Here is a 21,298-nt window from a genome sequence, read left to right on the forward strand (position 1 = left end):
TTCTATACAACTCCTTATACTACTTATCAAACTATTATATCGAATAAACGATAAAATAACTACTATACTATGCTTTAATTTAGCGACATTTTAAAATTTAAAAATCGTTCATTATATTCACTTAGTGTATCTTTACCTAAATCTTTATAGACTTCTAACCGTGCTTGTGTACGCTTTGAAGGATAAAAACGTTCATCATCTTTGATGTCTTTTGGTAATTGTGCTCTTGCAGCCTTATTAGGTGTTGCATAAGCTACCCACTCCGTATTTTGTTTACTATTCTGTTCATCTAACATAAAATTGATAAACTTATGTGCACCTGCTTTATTTTGAGCTGTCTTAGGAATTACCATGTTATCAAACCATAAGTTTGATCCTTCTTTTGGCACGACATAATCAAAATCATTATTATTTTGCACAATCGGCGCTGCTATACCGCTCCACACAACCGCAATGTTAGCTTCGTGTTGTTCAAGCATCATAGTTATTTCATCACCGACAACACCTTTAATATTAGGGCTTAATTGTTTTAAATCTTGTTCAACTTCTGCAAGATGTTTTGATTGCTTATCATTTAAACTGTAGCCTAATTTGTTTAAACCTAAACCCATAACTTCTCTTGCACCGTCTACTAATAAAATATCATTTTGATATTTGGGATTATATAAACTTTCCCATGAATTAAAGTTATCTTGTGGATATACATTTTTATTATATAAAATACCTACTGTCCCAAAAAAATATGGCACCGAATAATGATTACCCCTATCAAATGACATATTCATATAATCTTTATCTAAATTTTTCATATTTGGTATTTTCTCATGATTTAAAGGTAATAACAAATCTTCTTTTTTCATTTTTTCTATCGTGTATTCACTTGGAAAAGCAACATCATAATTTGTACCACCATTACGTATTTTTGCTTCCATAGCTTCATTTGAATCGAATGTTTCGTACACGACTTCAATGCCAGTTTCTTTTTGGAATTTTTTTACTAAACTCGGATCAATATATTCTCCCCAATTATACACATAAATTTTTTCACCTGAAGCAGAATGCTCTTTTTCAGTGAGTTTTTGGCTTACCAATAAACATAGTAGTCCAACAAAAATTGAAAGCACGATTAATTGTAAAAATCGTTTCATTATTGTGTCACCTGCTTCATTGCTTTATTTCGTTTGATAAATTTTTGTATCAAATAATAACCAAGAATACTTATGATGATCGTTATAAATAGTATTGTCGATATGGCATTAATTTCCATGCTTATACCTTTTCTAGCCATAGCATAAACTTCTACTGATAATACACTAAATCCATTTCCTGTAACGAAAAAACTAACCGTAAAATCATCCAAAGAATAAGTTAATGCCATAAAAAAGCCGCCAAGTATTGCTGGAAACAAATGTGGTAACATCACTTTATTTAAAACTTGCAATTCACTAGCACCTAAATCTCTAGCAGCATCTAAAGTATGTACATTCATTTCATATAACTTGGGTAACACAATAATCACTACAATTGGAATGCAAAAAGCAATATGTGAAATTAATACAGTGATAAAACCAAGACCTAAACCTGTAAAATGACCTATTGCCGTAAACACAATCAAAAATGATGCACCAATAACAACATCGGAAGAAACCATGAGCACATTATTTAAAGTGAGTAACGAGATTTTTAATTTTTTGTTTCTTAAATGATATAAAGCAATGGCCCCCATTGTTCCAATTACCGTTGCAATTACAGCCGCTAATAATGCCACCGCAATCGTATTAAAAATAACTGCTAATAACCTGTCATTATTAAATAAAGATAGATAATGCGCTAATGTAAAATGCTCAAAATGAATCATATTACCTGCTGAATTAAATGAATAAAACATTAAAAACAGTATAGGGGTATACAACACTGCAATTAATATACCGATATATAATTTGCCATACCATTTCATATGATTCACCCATTTCCATTTGTAGATTTTTTATTTGTAATGATTAAGACAAAAGCCATGAAGAGAATGAGAAACAACGCAATAGTTGAACCCATCCCATAGTTTTGAATTACAAGAAATTGTTCCTCAATCGCCGTTCCAATATTAATTACTTTATTACCAGCAATTAACCTTGTGATCATAAACAAAGAAAGTGCAGGAATAAATGTTACTTGCACCCCTGTTAGTACGCCACGTTTTGTCAAAGGCATAATTACTTTTTTAAAAGTCATTAATCGACTAGCACCTAAATCGCTTGAGGCCTGTAATAAATTATTTGGTATGTCCTTCATATTATTAAAAATTGGTAAAATCATAAATGGAATATAAATATAACTTGCTACAATTATAAAGGCAGGACCTGTAAATAAAAGTTCCGCTTTAGGTAAATGCAAACTATATAATATTCGGTTGATAATACCATCATGACTGAACAAGCCAATAAATGCATAGGTCTTTAGAAGTAAATTAATCCAAGTAGGTATAATTAATATCAGTAACCATAAATTCTGATGTTTTGCTGTACGAATAAAGTATGCTGCTGGATAACTAATAAGCAACGTAGTCATCGTGATTAGCACAGCATACAATATAGAGTCCCATATCATCAAAAAATATTTTGGTGTCAGCATTTGTTTATAATTATCTAAACTAAAATGACCATGTATATCAATCATTGAGAAATAAATTAACAAAATGACTGGCACAACGATAAATAAAACCATCCATAAGATATATGGTATAAATAAAAATCTGTTTATTTTACGCATTATCATTAACCTCATAACTATTAATACGTTTATCAAATTCTGCTTCGGTTTCGCCCGGCACCATAATATGAATCGCTTCTGGTTCAAAAAACAAACCTACTTTGCTACCTACTTCAGTTTTCTTTGTAGAATGTACCATCCACTCATAACCTTTTCTATCAATACAATTGATTTCATAGTGTACACCTCTAAATAGCATGGAATCAACAGTTACTTCAAATAATCCTTCGTTGGGATTTACTAATGCAATGTCTTCTGGTCTGATTACGACTTCAACTTGTTGTTGACTAGGAATTCCCATATCAACACACTTAAATGCTTGGTCATAAATATTAACGACATAATCTTTGACCATTGTACCTTTCAAAATATTAGACTCTCCAATAAAATCAGCAACAAAACGATTTACTGGTTCATCGTAAATATCTGTGGGTGTACCAAATTGTTGTATTTTCCCATCTTTCATAACAAAGATATAATCACTCAGTGCCAATGCTTCTTCTTGATCATGTGTCACAAAAATAAAAGTAATACCTAATCTAGATTGAATCTCTCTTAATTCATATTGCATTTCAGTTCTTAATTTTAAATCTAATGCCGATAATGATTCATCTAAAAGTAAAATCTCAGGTTCATTTACGATAGCACGCGCAATCGCAATTCGTTGCTTTTGTCCACCACTCATGCCATCTATCATTCTATTTTCAAAGCCAGTTAATTTCACTAATTTTAAAGCTTCTTGCACTTTAGCTTTAATTACTTCTTTATTTAATTTTTTTATTTTTAATCCAAATGCGATATTATCAAATACAGTCAAATGCGGAAATAAGGCATAATCTTGAAAAACAGTATTTACTTTTCTCTTATTAGCAGGAACTTGATTAATTGATTTTCCTTGATAAACGATTTGTCCATGATCAACTTGTTCAAAGCCTGCAATCAGTTTCAGAATTGTAGTTTTTCCACAACCAGAAGGGCCTAATAATGTGTAAAAATGCCCAGACTCAATATTCAAATCTATATTATCTAATATTTGAGTTCCATCATAAGCTTTACTTACTGATTGGAATGTCAATAAAGGGTTCATGTATTGTCCTCCTATAAATATGATGCTGTAGCAACAACCAGAACTTTCACATCTTGTGACGTAAAGTTCTTTAATCTATGTATTTGATTTGCTTTAAAATATAACGCATCCCCTTCTTCAGCATGATAATAATCACTTCCTAATAAAAGCGAAACTTCGCCTTGTAGACAGTATATAAATGTATCGGAATCTGATGGATCAAAACTTTTATACGATGCATTAGGTTTTATAGTAAGTATTAACGGTTCCATTTCAAAATTATTCGACTGTGTGATTGGCCAATTTAATAAATATCCTTTATCAGATTCATCATAATGAATTTGTTCATTTTTCTTATATAACACCTTAGTATTTGCTGAATCGTAAAAAAATTCACCAGGGGTAGTACCTAACACTTCTAAAATATTAAAAAAAGTTTCCATGCTTGGTGAAGCATGTTCACTTTCTATTTGAGAAACATATCCTTTAGATAAATTTGTACGCTCTGCCAGCTCACCTTGAGTGAGTTGCTTAATATTTCTAAGATTCTTTAATTTTTTCCCAATCTTCATTCTGTCACCTTATTTTATAATTTCTTATTTTGTACATTTAGGGAACAATAGTTAACCAAAACGTGAGCATTATTTATACAAAAAAGCTATATTTTGTTTACTTTTATCAAACATTTTGTTTAGTGCTTAATAAAAATATCAAAATATAGCTAAGATGACAATAGTTAAATTTGTTTTGAACTAAAATATTTTTGATTTGACGCATCTTTGACTGATTTTACTGCTTTGTAACTATTATAGCCACTCTGTTTTTCAAATTCTTTAAATATTTGCTTTTCTTGGGCTTTACCTGGAACTATTTTTTTAAATTGATTGTAACGTTCTAACAGTACTTTACCTTCAACTTTGGATTCATAGTATTTTTCAATAGCATTAAAAAAAGCAACCACTTGCATCATTTCTTCATTTGTCCATTCAAGATCAATCGGATATGAATATTCCATATACTTATCCTCCCTTTATTTAACAAATAGTTACCAAAATATTAAAAGATGTAAAAAAAGAGCGGGACAGAAATCAAAATATAATAAATTGATTCCTTATTCCCGCCCCTATATATTTGTTATCAGCTTTAAACATTGATACATTGATTTGAAAGCAGTGGAACAGTAAAATCGTTCATTACTTTCATAACCATTTAATATAAAACATTTAAAATGTAACTATTTATACTTATTAATTTATTACATTGTATGAATTGGTAATCCTAAAGCTTTTTCAGCAGCTTCCATAGACATTTCACCTAATGTTGGGTGAGCATGTACTGTTAACGCTAAATCTTCAGCATTCATACCAGCTTCTATTGCTAAGCCTAATTCAGAGATAATGTCAGAAGCACCAGTACCAACTACTTGTGCACCAACTAGTGTATTATCTTCTTTAAGTGTTAACAATTTAACGAAACCAGTTGTATCATCTAATGATAATGCACGACCGTTTGCTGCGTATGGGAATTTAGAAGCTGTAACTTCTAATCCTTCTTCTTTTGCTTGCGCTTCAGTGTAACCTACTTGTGCTAGTTCTGGTTCTGTGAAACATACAGCAGGCATACCAATGTAATCCACTTCTGATGCTTCTCCAGAAATAACCTCAGCAGCTACTTTTGCTTCATAGCTCGCTTTATGAGCTAATGGTAGCCCAGGAACGATATCACCAATTGCAAAAATGTTGTCGATAGAAGTGCGGCTTTGTTTGTCTACTTCTAATAATCCACGATCTGCGAATTTAAGGCCTAATTCTTCTAAACCTAATTCATCAGTGTTTGGACGACGACCAACAGTAACTAATACATAATCAGCATCAATCGTTTGTTCTTCACCTTTAACTTCATAAGTTACTTTAACACCGTTATCTGTTTCTTCAGCAGATTTAGCCATTGCTTCAGTAACAATTTCAACGCCTTTTTCTTTCATACCTTTTTTAACAGGTTGTGTCATTTGTTTTTCGAAGCCGCCTAAGATATCTTTAGCACCTTCTAAAATAGTAACTTCTGAACCAAAGTTTGCAAATGCAGTACCTAGTTCTGAACCGATATAACCGCCACCAACGACTACTAATTTACCAGGAACTTCTTGTAAATTTAAGGCACCAGTTGAATCAATAACACGGTTACCAAATTCGAAATTAGGAATTTCAATTGGTCTTGAACCAGTTGCAAGGATTGCATGTTTGAAGTTATAAGTTTGAGCACTCTTCTCATCCATAACACGTAAACTATTATTATCTACGAAATAAGCTTCACCTTTAACGATTTCCACTTTATTTCCTTTTAATAATCCTTCAACGCCACCTGTTAATTTTTTAACAACTGATTGTTTGAATTCTTGAACTTTGTCAAATTTAAGTGAAACACTTTCAGCAATAACACCTAAATTTTCAGAGTTTTTAGTTTCATCATAACGGTGAGATGCGTGTAATAATGCTTTTGATGGAATACATCCAACGTTAAGACATACACCGCCTAATTCGCCTTTTTCAACGATTGTTACTTTTTGACCTAATTGTGCTGCACGAATTGCTGCAACATATCCTCCAGGTCCTGCTCCGATTACAATAGTATCTGTTTCAATTGGGAAATCTCCAACTACCATGTTTTACCCCTCCATTAATAATAATTCTGGATTATTTAATAAACGCTTGATATGGTTCATTGCATTTTGTCCAGTAGCACCATCGATTTGTCTATGGTCAAAGCTTAATGATAATGATAATACTGGCGCAGCTACAATTTCTCCGTCTTTAACGATAGGTTTTTGGGCAATACGACCAATACCTAAGATAGCTACTTCTGGGTGATTTATAACTGGTGTGAACCATTGTCCACCTGCTGATCCAATATTACTAATAGTACAAGTAGCACCTTTCATTTCATCTGAAGTTAATTTGCCATCGCGTGCTTTAACAGCTAATTCATTAATTTCATCTGAAATTTGGAACATAGACTTACGGTCAGCATGTTTGACAACAGGTACTAATAAACCTCTATCTGTATCAGCAGCAATACCAATATTCCAATAATGTTTGTGTACAATTTCTCCAGCTTCTTCATTAAATTCTGTGTTAAGTGCTGGATATTTCTTAAGTGCAGAAACAAGAGCTTTCACTACATAAGGTAAGAATGTTAATTTAGTACCTTGCTCAGCTGCAACTTCTTTGAATTTTTTACGATGATCCCATAATTCTTGAACATCAATTTCATCCATTAAAGTTACGTGAGGTGCAGTGTGTTTAGAATTCACCATTGCTTTTGCGATTGCTTTACGCATAGCAGGAATTTTTTCTGTTGTTTCTGGGAATTCACCTTCACTAGATACTGGCGCTGATTGTGCTGTGCTCGCAGAAGTTTCTTCTGCAGTTTCACTTGCACTTTCAGTTGAAGCTGCACTTGCATCTCCATTTAAGTATGCATCAATGTCTTCTTTCGTTGTACGTCCATTTTTACCTGAAGCTGCAACTGCTTTAATGTTTACGCCATTTTCACGTGCATATTTACGTACTGAAGGCATTGCTTTAACACGTTTATTTTCATCTACATCTTCATCAGCTGATGATTGTGTTGCTGCCGCTGCTTCAGAGCTTTCTTCTTTAGCAGGTTCTGCTTCAGCTTCATCTGTAGATTCACTGCTATCGCTACCTTTAAATTCCATATCTTCTGCATCAGGCGCGTCAATTTTAACAATTGTATCTCCGACAACAGCTACTGTACCTTCATCTACAAGTACTTCTTCCACTGTACCTGACACAGGTGATGGAATTTCTACTACAGATTTGTCATTTTGAACTTCAGCTAAAACATCGTCTTCTTCGATAGTATCTCCAGCTTTAACAAACCATTTTACAATTTCACCTTCGTGGATACCTTCACCAATATCGGGTAATTTAAATTCAAATGCCACGTTATTATCCTCCTAAAAATTCATATTTAGTCAAAAATTAGAAAATGAGAACGGAACTTAAGTTTCGCAATCTCATGCTGTTTTATTATTAATCAATGAAGTTGGGATAACATTTTAAAAGCTATCCCAAACTTATTAATAGTTATTAGAATTCTAATGTTGCTTTTGCTTTTTCAACGATATCGTTTTTGTTTGGTAACCAAACATTTTCAGCTTGAGTAAACGGATAAACGGTATCAGCAGCAGCTACACGAGCAATTGGTGCTTCTAATGACAGAATTGCGCGCTCTGCTAATTCTGAAGCAACTGTAGCTCCTACACCAGCTTGACGTTGTGCTTCTTGAACTACGACTGCACGTCCAGTTTTTTCTACTGAAGCAACTAACGTTTCTATGTCGATTGGTTGTACCGTACGTAAATCAATAACTTCCACTGAATGACCATCTTTTTCTAATTCTTCAGCAGCTTTTAATGATTCTTGTACCATGGCACCATAAGCTATTAATGTAATGTCATTACCTTCTTGTTTGACACTCGCTTTGCCAATTTCAATTGTATACTCTTCATCAGGCACTTCTTCACGGAAAGAACGATACAATTTCATGTGCTCTAAATATACAACTGGATCATTACTTCTAATTGCAGAAATTAATAATCCTTTTGCATCATAAGGACTAGATGGGATAACTACATTCAATCCTGGTGATTGAGCTAAGATACCTTCTAAATTATCTGCGTGTAATTCAGGTGTGTGTACACCACCACCAAATGGGGCGCGAATAGTTACTGGTGCTTGTTTTGAGTTACCAGAACGGAAACGTGTACGCGCAATTTGACCTGCAACAGAGTCAAACACTTCAAATACGAATCCTAAGAATTGGATTTCCATAACTGGACGGTAACCTTGTGTAGTTAAGCCTAAAGCTAAGCCACCAATTCCAGATTCTGCTAAAGGTGTATCAAATACTCGGTCTTCACCGAATTCTTTTTGTAATCCTTCAGTTACACGGAATACACCACCGTTAACACCGACGTCTTCACCGAAAAGTAAGACATTTTCATCATTTTGTAATTCGGTTTTAAGCGCATTATTAATCGCTTGAACCATTGTCATTTGTGCCATCGGTTACTTCGACTCCTTCTCTTTATAGATTTCATATTGTTCTGCTAAATGTTGAGGCATTTCTTCATACATATTTTCCATTAAGTCTGTAACTTTTTGTTTTTCTGTATTATCCGCTTCTTTAATAGCAGTTTTAATTTCAGCTTTCGCACGATCGATTACTTCGTTTTCTTTCTCTTCAGTCCATAGACCTTTATTTTCAAGATGTTTTCTGAAACGAACTAACGGATCTTTTTTCTCCCATTCAGAATCTTCGTCTGAAGTTCTGTATTTCGTTGGATCGTCTCCAGCCATTGTATGTGGACCGTAACGATAAGTGATTGTTTCAATAAGTGTTGGACCTTCACCATTTACAGCACGATCACGCGCTTCTTTAGTTGCTTGATATACTGCAAGTGCATCCATTCCATCTACTTGTATGCCTGGAATACCTACTGAGATAGCTTTTTGAGCTAAAGTTTCAGCAGCTGTTTGTTTACTACGTGGCGTAGAAATCGCATAGTTATTATTTTGAATTACAAATATTGCTGGCGCTTTGTAAGCTGAAGCGAAGTTAATACCTTCATAGAAATCACCTTGTGAAGAACCACCATCACCAGTATATGTGATTGCTACAGCTTGTTTCCCACGTTTTTTAAGTCCAAGTGCAACACCAGCTGTTTGTACGTATTGTGCGCCGATAATAATTTGTGGGCTTAGTGCATTAACACCTTCAGGCATTCTATTTCCTTTGAAGTGACCTCTAGAGAATAAAAATGCTTCAGTTAATGGCAGACCTTGCCAAATTAATTGTGGAACATCACGATAACCAGGAAGAATAAAGTCTTCTTGTTCTAATGCATATTGAGAAGCTAACTGTGAAGCTTCTTGTCCAGCAGTAGGTGCATAGAATCCTAATCTCCCTTGTCTATTTAGTGAAATAGAACGTTGATCAAGAATACGTGTCCAAACCATTCTTTCCATTAATTCTACTAATTGCTCGTCTGATAAATCAGGTACTAGATCTTTATTAACGATATTACCGTCTTCATCCAAAATTTGGATCATTTCAAATTGAGATTCAGTATCTTTCAATACTTTCTCTGCATCGAATTGGGCTTTCAATTTCGGAGCCATTCAATTCACCATACCTTTCCCGTATAATAGAAATTCATTTTATCCTTTAGCATTGTATCACAAAACTGTTTCACTGTTAAACAAATATGAAAAGTTCTGTAATACAGTAAATAGGTACAGTTTTAAAACTGTATTACTATTTTCAAACATACTGTACTATCTTTTTTACAAGTTTCAAAGTGTCCACTCCCAAAAAAATGTAAGCGTCCTCATTTATTATGCTATAGTTATTTAACTTAAATTTCAAATTAATAGCATTTTAAGTTAATTTAAATTATCTACATCTTGTTTTTCTTTATTTACTTTTTCCATTGCATCTTTGTATTTATTAAAAGATTTGTCCATAGTTTTATATGATTTGGAGACAGCTTCTGTCTTTTTATTCATTTCTTCTTGGTTAGCTTGATCACGTGATCCATATTCAAATAAATCTTTTTCTTTGTTCATAATATTTTTGTAAGCATTTGCATAGTTATCATGAGCTTTATATTTATCTTTCAAGGCATCATTTAATTCTTTCACTTCTTTTTTCTTATCTTCATCACTAATATTATCTAAATGTTTTTGTGCTTTTTTAAATTCTTTTTCTGAATTATCTAACGCATTTTCTTCTTTTTTAAATTCTTTTTTTCTTTCTTCAACATTATCTACAATTTTTTCAGAAGTTTGTTTTGCTGCTTGTTGATCTTTCCCATTGATTTTTTTAACAAGCTTTTGTTTGTTTTGTTCTAATTCATTAAGTTTTTTGCCTACTGATGAAACAGGCTTTTCTTCATCGAATGCTTGTTGTATTTTTTCATTATAATCTTTTATTTCACCTTTATCAGTTGTACACCCAGCTATAAGTACTGTGGAAGCTAGTATGGCACCAATACCATATTTAAATTTCATTTTGAGAAATCCTCCTTTTTCGTGTGCTATATTATATAATAAATTTTAATAAATCAAATTTATTACTGTATTTTATTTGGTAATCTTTGGTATATTTTATATTAAGGAAGGTGTATGAACAAATGTTAACAATGAAAGATATAATTAGAGATGGACATCCAACACTACGTGAAAAAGCTAAAGATGTCGAAGTCCCATTATCAGATGAAGATAGAGAAACATTAAAATCAATGAGAGCATTTTTAATAAATAGCCAAGATGAAGAAACTGCTAATAAATATGGTCTTCGTTCTGGCGTTGGACTTGCAGCACCACAAATCAATATTTCTAAAAGAATGATTGCCGTCTATTTACCAGATGATGGAGAAGGTAAAAGTTATGACTTGATGTTAGTAAATCCTAAAATTATGAGTCATAGCGTTCAAGAAGCCTATTTACCTACTGGTGAAGGTTGCTTAAGTGTAGATGAAAATGTACCTGGCCTAGTACACCGTAAATATAGAGTTACTGTTAAAGCAAAAGATATAGATGGTAATGATGTTAAATTACGATTAAAAGGTTATCCAGCTGTTGTTGTTCAACATGAAATAGACCATATTAATGGCATCATGTTTTATGATCACATAGATTCAGAACATCCACTGCAACCTCATGAAGATGCAGTAGAAGTATAAAAAAAGAACTGTTAGTAGATGTGGCAATTGCACACGTTTACTAACAGTTCTTTTTACATAAAATCGTCTCTTCTTTCATGATACATAATGTTCAATTCTTGTAATTCTTTCTTCAAAGCATTTAATTCTTGTATATCAATAAATACCGGATCATGATTATGCTTTACATAATTTTGGTCTTCATTCACAGTATCAATGATTTCATTGTAATTGAAAAACATGATAACTTGTTCCGCACGTATTTCAAATGTGATATCTTGAAAGACCTTATCAGTTCGTTGTTTTTCATTTTTAATATCTTCAACAATACGCTTCACTTTATCCATAGCAACCACCTTCATTTCATCTCTCTTACTTTTCACTTTTTATTATTAATTATTATATTTCATTTTAATCATAATTAATTTTTATTATCGACTCAAGCTATTTGATAATTCATTTAATATTTCAAAATGATTAGATTATATTTACTCAGTTAAATACCTTATATATAGTGAATCACTTTTTTCTACATATTAAGTATCAACAGAAAATAAAACTGCTTTATTTATTCTACTACATCATGTAAAATGAGAAATAACTGAAAACATACAAATGCTTTCTATTTTGTATTTTTCTATACGAACGAATTTAAAATGACCCTAGAAACATACTGGGCAAATGCTCGTATGTTCTCTTAATATAAAAACGTAGTTTCGATTCACTTTTAGTAAATATCATTTTATTTAAAATTAAGAAGCTCACAAAATAATATACATTTCAGGGTTTATATAAATAATTTAACCAAAATTTAGGAGGAAATAGATATAATGGCAGTATTTAAAGTATTTTTTCAACATAACAAAGAAGAAGTAGTTGTAAGAGAACACACACAAACTATTTATGTTGAAGCTCAATCAGAAGAACAAGTAAGAAGATATTTGAAAGACCGTAATTACAATATCGAGTTTATTACTAAACTTGAGGGCGCACATTTAGAATATGAAAAACAATCTAATCACTTTAATGTGGAGCAAGCTGAGTAATGAAACAAATTCATAAAAATGAAGTTGCGGTTTATGCCCTTGGTGGCTTAGGTGAAATCGGAAAAAACACTTATGCCGTAGAATATCAGGATGAAATCGTAATTATAGATGCAGGTATCAAATTCCCTGATGATAATTTATTAGGTATTGATTACGTGATTCCTGACATTACTTATTTAGAACAGAACCAAGACAAAATAGTTGGTCTGTTTATAACACACGGCCACGAAGACCATATAGGTGGTGTGCCCTACCTATTAAAACAAATAAACGTGCCTATATATGGTGGACCATTAGCTTTAGGTTTAATCAGAAATAAGTTGGAAGAACATCACTTGTTAAGAACAACAGAACTTATTGAAATTGAAGAAAGTTCCGTTATCAAATCTAAACATTTCGAAGTTTCTTTCTATTTAACAACACATAGTATTCCAGAATCATATGGTGTTATTGTTAATACGCCAGAAGGTAATATTGTTCACACTGGTGATTTCAAATTTGATTTTACGCCAGTTGGTGAACCAGCAAATATAGCGAAAATGGCAAAACTCGGAGAAGAAGGTGTACTTTGTTTACTTTCAGACTCTACTAACTCATTAGTTCCTGATTTTACATTGAGTGAACGTGAGGTAGGCCAAAATGTTGAAAAGATATTCCGTAACTGTAGTGGTAGAATTATCTTTGCAACTTTTGCTTCTAATATCTACCGTGTTCAACAAGCAGTCGAAGCTGCAATTAAACACAACCGTAAAATTGTAACTTTTGGTCGCTCAATGGAAAACAATATTAAAATTGGTATGGAACTCGGTTATATCAAAGCACCACCTGAAACTTTTATAGAACCAAACAAAATTAATAGTGTTCCTAAACATGAGTTACTCATTTTATGTACAGGTTCACAAGGTGAACCAATGGCAGCTTTATCAAGAATTGCTAACGGTACACATAAACAAATAAAAATTATTCCAGAAGATACTGTAGTATTTAGTTCTTCGCCTATTCCAGGTAATACTAAAAGTATCAACCGCACAATAAATTCATTATATCGCGCTGGTGCTGAAGTAATACACAATAAGGTTTCAAACATTCACACATCTGGACACGGGTCTAAAGGCGATCAACAATTGATGTTACGCTTACTACGTCCAAAATTCTTCCTTCCTATTCATGGTGAATATCGTATGTTAAAAGCACACGGTCAATCAGGAATTGAATGTGGCGTAGAACCAGACAATGTGTTTATCTTTGATATCGGTGACGTCTTAGCTTTAACACATAATTCAGCTAGAAAAGCTGGAAGAATACCATCTGGCAACGTGTTAGTCGATGGTAGCGGTATTGGAGATATTGGCAATGTAGTTATTCGAGATAGAAAATTATTGTCTGAAGAAGGTTTAGTCATCGTCGTCGTTAGTATAGACTTTAAAACAAACAAACTACTCTCAGGCCCTGACATTATTTCTCGTGGTTTTGTTTACATGCGTGAATCTGGTCAATTAATTTATGATGCCCAAAGAAAAATCAAAACAGATGTTATTTCTAAACTAAACCAAAATCCAGAAATACAATGGCATCAAATTAAATCATCAATCATTGAAACGCTACAACCATATTTATTTGAAAAAACAGCACGTAAACCAATGATTTTACCAGTGATAATGAAAGTAAATGAAGGTGATGCGCCTTCTCAAAATAAAAAACCACATAATAAACCAAATCAAAAAAAAGACAGTACTAAAAAACACAATACTAAAGCTCAAAACAAAAACACGAAAGTTTCTAACAATAAGGCTAATAAAAGCACAACTCAGAAACCAAATCAAAAAAAAGATGATAATCAATCAAATCAATCATCAGAATCGTAATCATAACCCAAATTACAATCAACTTTTCAAAATAAAGCGCTCATCCATTTGCATTGGATGAGCGCTTTTTATATTAAAAAACTTGCTATTTTGAACGTATTGTATTGTATTGGTTTGCCTGTGGATGAGGATATAGTACGCCTCTTCAGTAACGCACTTACATAATTCACGTCGCGCATCACCAGTTAACAAAATCATTTAAATATTAAAAAAAGGGGGTGGGCACCATTGATTTGTCCCTTCCCCTTCTTAAATTAAATATTATTATTTATCTAACTACCTTTTTTTCAAATCGGTTTAAGTCATTGTCATGGCCAATCATAATTAAAATATCTCCAATTTCAATATTTATGTTTGGATCCGGAGATACGATAATATCTCTGCCTCTTTTAATAGCAATAATACTTATACCATATTGAGCTCTAATATCTAATTCTATAATTGTTTGACCTGCCATCTTTTCACTAACTTTAATTTCTACTATTGAATGTTCATCTGCTAATTCTAAATAATCTAAAACACTAGCACTAGCTACATTATGAGCAATTCTTCTACCCATATCCCTTTCAGGATGAACAACAGTATCTGCACCAATTTTATTTAAAATTTTAGCATGATAATCATTTTGAGCCTTAGCCGTTACTTTCTTAACGCCCAACTCTTTTAAAATCAAAGTCGTTAACGTACTAGATTGAATATTTTCGCCTATTGCAACAATAACGTGATCAAAATTTCTAATGCCTAAGCTTTTCATCACTGCTTCATCAGTTGTGTCAGCAATTACAGCATGTGTAGCAATATCACTATATTCATTCACACGCGCTTCATCCATATCAATCGCCATGACATCCATATCTAAGGCATTTAATTCTCTAACAATACTACCACCAAATCGACCTAAACCTATAACCACATATTCTTTATCCATATGCGTCCTCCAAAAATAAGATAATTGAAATATATCAAATATTAGTAGTTTAAACAATAAACATTACTACTGTATTTAAGTATATTTGTCTACTTTTTACCTTCAACATATTTTTTATCAAAAACAAATAATCTCATTAATAATATTAGCGATGGAATTAATAAAAGTAAACCTAAAATAAACGCGATGATTAAAGCAATAGCCATACCACTATTAACAACATGTTCATCTATGCGAATATATGGATATAAAATATATGGTAATTTACTTGCACCGTAGCCGAAGAACGCAAAAGCCATTTGTAAAATTACTAAAATAAATGCAAAACCGTGCCATTTTTTCATCAATGTGAGTAACATTGCACCAGCAAAACATAGTAAGCTAAGTACAAACATCCACCAATAATCAAATACCGCTGTATAGAAATGGGTCTCATTTTGCAATCTTAATGATAGAAATACAAATAGTGAAATAGCGATCATTGGCGGTCCCCAAAATAAGAACCAGTATCTTAATAAACCATAAGCAGGCTTATCATTGGCTTTAGAAGCATAATAAGTTAAAAATCCAGATGAAATATAAAGTACGGATATAATTGCAAGAAATACAACTGACCATGAATATGGACTTAACAACAATTCAAACCAATTTAAATCTAAATGGTTACTTGAGCCAGTAATATAACCGCCTTCAGAAATCGTTAAAGTAGTGGCTAAGGCTGCAGGTATGAATAAACCTGCTAAACCATATAATACAAGCCACGGTAATTTTGTATCTGGTCCATAGTTTTCAAAAGCATAAAAGCCACCTCTAATGGACAACAATATCAACGCAATAGATGCTGGTAAAAGTAATACTGTACCGAAATACTTAGCTGAATCTGGGAAAAAACCAACCATTCCTACGAAAAAGAATACGAAGAAAACATTCGTTACTTCCCAAACTGGATTAAGGTAACGTGCAATCAAGTGATTAATTTTTTTATCTTGTTTTGTTATTTTAGCGTGTAGTGTAAAGAAACCAGCACCAAAATCAATTGATGCAACAATAATATAACAAAATAAGAATATCCATAGTACCGTGATACCTATATATGCGAATACCATCATGCATCACCTCTTTCCGACGAAGTTACTTCAAATTCTTCATATGCTGGTTTATTCTTAAACATTCTTATTAATACATAAGAAGAAGTAACAATTAATATTAAATATAATATACCAAATAATATTGTTACGAGTGTTAAGCCACCTGCTTGAGTAGCCGCTTCAGCCACTTTTAGATATCCACGTACAATCCAAGGTTGACGTCCTTGTTCAGTTAAGAACCAACCAAACTCTATCGCTAACATCGCTGCAGGTCCAGTTAATAAAGCACCGTATAACATTGGTTTTGAATAAGTGAATTTCCGTAATTTTTTAAAGCATAATGTCAGTACAAATGCAGCTGAAACAATTAAACAGAACACACCCATAGACACCATTAAGTCAAAGTAATAATGGACAATCATTGGAGGATGTAATTCTTTTGGAAATTCATCTAACCCTTTCACCTTAGTATTGATATTGTTATCAGCCAAGAAACTAAGTAGACTCGGAATTTTAATTGCTCCAGTCACTTCTTGTGTTTCTTCATTTAAAGAACCAAAAAGTACTAAATCGGCATTGGATTCCGTATCAAAATGCCACTCATAAGCAGCTAATTTTTCTGGTTGTTCTTGATGTAAAAATTTTGCAGATAAATCTCCTGCTAACATTGAACCTAAAGTAAAGATAATGCCAAGAATCATTGTTAACTTCAATGCTTTTTTATGATATTCGGCATCTTTTTTAAATTTATTTTTCACTAACTTGAATGCAGCAATGGCAGCTAAGACAAAAGCCATTGTCATAAAAGCAGTCGTTACAACGTGAAAAGATCTTATTAAAAATGAATCGTTAAACATTGCTACCCAAGGTTCAACATTTATCATTTTACCATTCTTAATATCAAAACCAGCTGGTGTATTCATAAATGAATTGACAGCCGTAATAAAGAAGGCAGAGAAAGAACCTCCAATAATTACTGGTATACTAATTAAAAAATGTGTCCATTTACTCTTAAATCTATCCCAAGTGTATAAATATATACTTAAGAAAATTGCTTCAAAGAAAAACGCAAATGTTTCCATAAATAACGGTAATGCAATCACATGGCCACCCATCTGCATAAACGTTGGCCATAACAGTGACAGTTGTAATCCTATAATCGTACCTGTTACAACCCCAACTGCCACAGTAATTGTATAACCTTTAGACCATCTTTTGGCTAATGTTATATAATGAGGATCATTCTTTTTAATCCCTAAAAACTCAGCAGCCGCAAACATCAATGGGACACCTACACCAATTGTTGCAAATATGATATGCACTGCCAGTGTCATTGCAGTTAGAAAACGAGCTAATTCAACTGAATCCATAATATCACCTTTTTAATTTATTTGTGACAAAAATCACAACGTCCATTCATTATAAACCCAATGGCTATGTTTTAAAATTAGTTAAACTCAGAATTAAGTGACAAATTAATGACCAATTACATGCAATTTTATAACTTGAATTTTAATTAAAAGTCACTTACTATTATAGAAAATGACTTTGTAGAAAGGATTGATGTTAAATGACTGATATCATCATTTACACACAGAATGACTGCCCTCCTTGTACCTTTATTAAAAATTATTTAACTGATAAAGGCTTTAAATATATAGAAAAAAACATCGCTAATCAGCAATATCGAAATGAAATGATTGATTATGATGCTTTTGCAACACCTTTTATATTATTGAATGGTGAACCATTGTATCAAGTTGATATGGAAAAAATTAACCAAACCTTAAATATTGAAACAACATTTTAAATCACTCAAATACAAATACATTAACTAATTCAACTGAAATAAAGCTAAATGCATCATTTTAAATGGTTTAACTAACCATAACCTAATTTCAACTATAATAAACAATTTAGTAAGTTGCGAATTCTCCAAAACCACTCAACTGCACATACATTTTCATACGATTTAAATAAATTTCAATATAACTATAAAAAAGCGACTAGGACATAAAATTCTTGAACAAGTGAAAAAAGCAATATCTATTGAATGATATAGATATTGCTTTTTTTCATTATTGTTTTGATTATAGTTACTTCGTTGAACAACTACTTTTCTAATATTAAGTACCGTTAATACAAAAATTAAAGATGTTAATAGGACAATTAACTCTACAACGATTCATTGTCTTATAAGAAGACGCTTGATTTTATGACAGCCACATTATTCAAATTCGATCATTAAGCAGTTTTTTATTTTACGAACAGAAAATATGGATTATTTCTAGGCATATAGATTAATTTTTAACATCATTTTGGAATGATATGAAGTAGCACCACGATGATGTTTGAATTCATCGAATTCATTTTCAGAGATTGTTTCAACGCTTTCATTCATATGTTGTGACATATCATTTGTGAGTATAAGAATTGAAATTCCATTGGTAATGTAAGTTGAGTCACGTTGTAATCTTTATACATAAGACACTTCGTTAATATAGTTCAATAGTGTTTATTAGATTATACTTGAGGACCTTATTTTTCAAGTATTTGAATGTAAAATCACTTATGAATGCGATGTATTTTGGCGAAACTCTTGAAGGAACAGGACAAGCTGAAGATTACAAGCTGAAGCTGTCCCCTAAGAAAGTGAGCCAACAATACGAAGCATTGGATAAAAAATAAGCACTCAGATGATTTAAATCATCTGAGTGCTATTTTTCTGGGATTTGCGTCCCAATCTTTTTTATTTTGTATAATTACTTACTAAGTCTTGTACTTCTTCAGAAGTAGCACAATTAATTGCTTTTTGTGCCAATTCTTCCATTTCATTTTTACTTAAGCCTTTAATTTGACGGCGTGCTTTAAGAATTGATGTAGCACTCATAGAGAATTCATCTAATCCTAAACCTAATAGTAATGGAATAGCAATTTCATCTCCGGCCATTTCTCCACACATTCCAGTCCATTTACCTTCTTTATGAGAAGCATTAATCACTTGTTGCACTAAACGTAAAATTGCTGGATTGTATGGTTGATACAAGTATGACACTCGCTCTGACATACGATCTGCAGCCATTGTATATTGAATTAAATCATTCGTTCCAATACTGAAGAAATCTACTTCTTTAGCAAAAATATCTGCTAATGCAGCTGTTGAAGGAATTTCTACCATGATACCAACTTCTATATCATCAGATACTTCAATACCTTCATTTGTTAAATTTTCTTTTTCTTCTAATAATAATGCTTTAGCATCACGGAATTCTTTGATTGTCGCTACCATTGGGAACATAATATTCAATTTTCCATAAACTGACGCACGTAATAAAGCACGCAATTGTGGTCTGAAAATCTCAGGTTGATCTAGACATAAACGAATCGCACGATAGCCTAAGAACGGGTTCATTTCTTCTGGTAAATTTAAATATGGTAGTTCCTTATCTCCACCTATATCTAAAGTACGAACAACAACACGTTTATCTTCCATTGTTTCAAGTACTTTTTTATAAGCTTCAAACTGTTCGTCTTCAGTTGGCATTTCGTCTCTACCCATATATAAAAATTCAGTACGATATAATCCGACACCTTCAGCACCATTTTCAATTACACCTTTTAAATCATTTGGTGTACCGATATTAGCAGCAAGTTCAGCATGAACGCCGTCAACAGTTGTTGTTTCTTCATCGCGTAATTTTTGAAGTTCTTTCTTATCTTCAAAGAAACGTTCGCGTTTGTTTTGGTATGCAATGACTTCGTCTTCTGTAGGATCAATTATCACTTCACCAGTCAAACCATCAACAATAATCATGTCGCCTTGTTTAACTTCTTGTGTTATTGATTTCGTACCTACTACTGCAGCAATTTCAAGTGAGCGACTCATAATTGCTGAGTGAGAAGTTCTGCCACCAATATTTGTAACAAAACCTTGTACAAATTCCTTGTTTAATTGAGCAGTATCTGAAGGCGTTAAATCGTTACCTATAATAACAACGCTTTCATCAATCATACTAGGATTAGGTAACTCCACACCTAATATATGCGCTAAAACTCGTTTCGACACATCACGAATATCTGCAGCACGCTCTTTCATGTATTCATTATCCATTGCTTCAAAAATAGTAATGAATTGTCCAGTTACATCAGAAAGCGCAGTTGGTGCGTTAACTTGTTCATTTTTAATTTTATCTTCAATCGGTTGAATTAACTCTGGATCATCCAAGACTAATAAATGCGCATCAAAAATAGCAGCTTTATCAGCGCCGAGATTTTTTTCAGCATTATTTCTGATTTTTGTTAATTCAACTTTAGATGTATCAATAGCATTTTGAAACTTAGCAATTTCTGCGTCGACATCTTGAATCTTTTCACTATCGTATGAAAGATCAGGTTCAACTAATAAATATGCTTTAGCAATTGCTACGCCATCTGAAGCAGCAATGCCATTAATATAATTAGACATATTATTTAGTTAATCCTTCTTTTGATAAGATATCAGTAATCGCTTCCATTGCATCTGTTTCATCACTACCGTCAGCATAGATTGTAATTTCAGCATCTTTACCTACGCCTAAACTCATAACACCCATGATTGATTTCAAGTTAACTTTTTTACCGTTATATTCTAATTGAATATCTGAATCAAATTTTGATGCAGTTTGAACAAGCATTGTAGCTGGACGTGCATGAATACCTGTTTCGTCAATAATTACATATGATTTTTGTTCCATAATATGATGTCTCCTTCGTATAGTTAGAATCGTTAGTTTATTATAAAACCTAGCAT

21 protein-coding genes and 1 pseudogene are annotated in these 21,298 nt (G+C 32.5%); 4 read left to right on the forward strand and 18 right to left on the reverse strand.

From position 1 onward, the window contains the following. Nucleotides 1–74: 74 nt before the first annotated feature. From KA867_RS10430 to KA867_RS10480, 11 genes are all read right to left on the reverse strand, one after another. Nucleotides 75–1,148 (reverse strand): ABC transporter substrate-binding protein, encoded by a 1,074-nt coding sequence (locus tag KA867_RS10430; RefSeq protein WP_210137960.1) that lies wholly within the window; start codon nt 1,146–1,148, stop codon nt 75–77. Further along, a complete protein-coding gene (locus KA867_RS10435) occupies nt 1,148–1,957 on the reverse strand; it encodes an ABC transporter permease (protein WP_210137961.1) in 810 nt (269 codons plus the stop codon). Before KA867_RS10435 ends, KA867_RS10430 begins: the two co-directional genes overlap by 1 nt. Nucleotides 1,958–1,962: 5 nt before the next feature. Beyond that, complete coding sequence (locus KA867_RS10440; RefSeq protein ID WP_210137962.1) at nt 1,963–2,766, reverse strand: ABC transporter permease; 804 nt, start codon at nt 2,764–2,766, stop codon at nt 1,963–1,965. Continuing rightward, a complete protein-coding gene (locus KA867_RS10445) occupies nt 2,759–3,853 on the reverse strand; it encodes an ABC transporter ATP-binding protein (RefSeq protein ID WP_210137963.1) in 1,095 nt (364 codons plus the stop codon). The genes KA867_RS10440 and KA867_RS10445 overlap by 8 nt, the downstream gene beginning before the upstream one ends. Nucleotides 3,854–3,864: 11 nt before the next feature. Further along, nucleotides 3,865–4,404: a helix-turn-helix domain-containing protein gene (locus KA867_RS10450; protein WP_210137964.1), complete on the reverse strand. Its 540-nt coding sequence runs from the start codon at nt 4,402–4,404 to the stop codon at nt 3,865–3,867. A 164-nt stretch (nt 4,405–4,568) separates the two neighbouring features. Beyond that, nucleotides 4,569–4,847 (reverse strand): UPF0223 family protein, encoded by a 279-nt coding sequence (locus KA867_RS10455; RefSeq protein WP_210137965.1) that lies wholly within the window; start codon nt 4,845–4,847, stop codon nt 4,569–4,571. A gap of 240 nt (nt 4,848–5,087) precedes the next feature. Continuing rightward, nucleotides 5,088–6,494, reverse strand: coding sequence for a dihydrolipoyl dehydrogenase (lpdA, locus tag KA867_RS10460; RefSeq protein ID WP_210137966.1), 1,407 nt, complete (start codon nt 6,492–6,494; stop codon nt 5,088–5,090). Between the two features lie 3 nt (nt 6,495–6,497). Next, a complete protein-coding gene (locus KA867_RS10465) occupies nt 6,498–7,799 on the reverse strand; it encodes a dihydrolipoamide acetyltransferase family protein (protein ID WP_210137967.1) in 1,302 nt (433 codons plus the stop codon). 145 nt (nt 7,800–7,944) lie between these two features. Beyond that, nucleotides 7,945–8,922: an alpha-ketoacid dehydrogenase subunit beta gene (locus tag KA867_RS10470; RefSeq protein ID WP_040030519.1), complete on the reverse strand. Its 978-nt coding sequence runs from the start codon at nt 8,920–8,922 to the stop codon at nt 7,945–7,947. Nucleotides 8,923–8,925: 3 nt separating this feature from the next. Next, complete coding sequence (gene pdhA / locus KA867_RS10475; RefSeq protein ID WP_019467848.1) at nt 8,926–10,038, reverse strand: pyruvate dehydrogenase (acetyl-transferring) E1 component subunit alpha; 1,113 nt, start codon at nt 10,036–10,038, stop codon at nt 8,926–8,928. 264 nt (nt 10,039–10,302) lie between these two features. After that, nucleotides 10,303–10,929 (reverse strand): YkyA family protein, encoded by a 627-nt coding sequence (locus tag KA867_RS10480; protein ID WP_210137968.1) that lies wholly within the window; start codon nt 10,927–10,929, stop codon nt 10,303–10,305. Between the two features lie 122 nt (nt 10,930–11,051). On the opposite strand from KA867_RS10480, the gene def reads away from it, so the two are divergent. Beyond that, the gene (gene def, locus KA867_RS10485; protein WP_210137969.1) at nt 11,052–11,603 is read left to right on the forward strand and encodes a peptide deformylase; all 552 of its coding nucleotides are present in this window, start codon (nt 11,052–11,054) and stop codon (nt 11,601–11,603) included. 53 nt (nt 11,604–11,656) lie between these two features. Here def and KA867_RS10490 read toward each other — a convergent pair whose 3' ends face one another. Then, nucleotides 11,657–11,929: a hypothetical protein gene (locus KA867_RS10490; protein ID WP_107505180.1), complete on the reverse strand. Its 273-nt coding sequence runs from the start codon at nt 11,927–11,929 to the stop codon at nt 11,657–11,659. A gap of 483 nt (nt 11,930–12,412) precedes the next feature. On the opposite strand from KA867_RS10490, the gene KA867_RS10495 reads away from it, so the two are divergent. Beyond that, nucleotides 12,413–12,628 carry a DNA-dependent RNA polymerase subunit epsilon gene (locus tag KA867_RS10495; RefSeq protein ID WP_210137970.1) on the forward strand — a complete coding sequence of 72 codons (216 nt, stop codon included), beginning with the start codon at nt 12,413–12,415 and terminating at the stop codon, nt 12,626–12,628. Then, nucleotides 12,628–14,493 carry a ribonuclease J1 gene (gene rnjA / locus KA867_RS10500; RefSeq protein WP_210137971.1) on the forward strand — a complete coding sequence of 622 codons (1,866 nt, stop codon included), beginning with the start codon at nt 12,628–12,630 and terminating at the stop codon, nt 14,491–14,493. Before KA867_RS10495 ends, rnjA begins: the two co-directional genes overlap by 1 nt. Before the next feature lie 268 nt (nt 14,494–14,761). Here rnjA and KA867_RS10505 read toward each other — a convergent pair whose 3' ends face one another. The 3 genes from KA867_RS10505 to KA867_RS10515 all read right to left on the reverse strand — a co-directional run bounded on the left by KA867_RS10505 (nt 14,762) and on the right by KA867_RS10515 (nt 17,879). After that, nucleotides 14,762–15,421: a potassium channel family protein gene (locus KA867_RS10505; protein WP_019467854.1), complete on the reverse strand. Its 660-nt coding sequence runs from the start codon at nt 15,419–15,421 to the stop codon at nt 14,762–14,764. Nucleotides 15,422–15,510: 89 nt separating this feature from the next. Then, nucleotides 15,511–16,527: a cytochrome d ubiquinol oxidase subunit II gene (locus KA867_RS10510; protein WP_210138067.1), complete on the reverse strand. Its 1,017-nt coding sequence runs from the start codon at nt 16,525–16,527 to the stop codon at nt 15,511–15,513. Further along, on the reverse strand, nt 16,527–17,879 hold the full coding sequence (locus KA867_RS10515) for a cytochrome ubiquinol oxidase subunit I (RefSeq protein WP_210137972.1): 1,353 nt from the start codon (nt 17,877–17,879) through the stop codon (nt 16,527–16,529). The genes KA867_RS10510 and KA867_RS10515 overlap by 1 nt, the downstream gene beginning before the upstream one ends. A 200-nt stretch (nt 17,880–18,079) precedes the next feature. On the opposite strand from KA867_RS10515, the gene KA867_RS10520 reads away from it, so the two are divergent. Next, on the forward strand, nt 18,080–18,319 hold the full coding sequence (locus KA867_RS10520) for a glutaredoxin family protein (RefSeq protein ID WP_210137973.1): 240 nt from the start codon (nt 18,080–18,082) through the stop codon (nt 18,317–18,319). Nucleotides 18,320–18,725: 406 nt separating this feature from the next. Here KA867_RS10520 and KA867_RS10525 read toward each other — a convergent pair. The 3 genes and pseudogenes from KA867_RS10525 to KA867_RS10535 form a co-directional block, all read right to left on the reverse strand. Continuing rightward, nucleotides 18,726–18,993, reverse strand: a pseudogene (locus KA867_RS10525) (transposase); the annotation flags it as partial. A gap of 265 nt (nt 18,994–19,258) precedes the next feature. After that, nucleotides 19,259–20,974 (reverse strand): phosphoenolpyruvate--protein phosphotransferase, encoded by a 1,716-nt coding sequence (gene ptsP, locus KA867_RS10530; RefSeq protein ID WP_210137974.1) that lies wholly within the window; start codon nt 20,972–20,974, stop codon nt 19,259–19,261. Between the two features lies 1 nt (nt 20,975). Further along, a complete protein-coding gene (locus KA867_RS10535; protein ID WP_019467646.1) occupies nt 20,976–21,242 on the reverse strand; it encodes a phosphocarrier protein HPr in 267 nt (88 codons plus the stop codon). Nucleotides 21,243–21,298 lie beyond the last annotated feature (56 nt).

The sequence above is a fragment of the Staphylococcus sp. GDH8C109P genome, from assembly GCF_017893405.1.
In the GTDB taxonomy this organism is placed as follows: Bacteria; Bacillota; Bacilli; order Staphylococcales; family Staphylococcaceae; genus Staphylococcus; species Staphylococcus cohnii.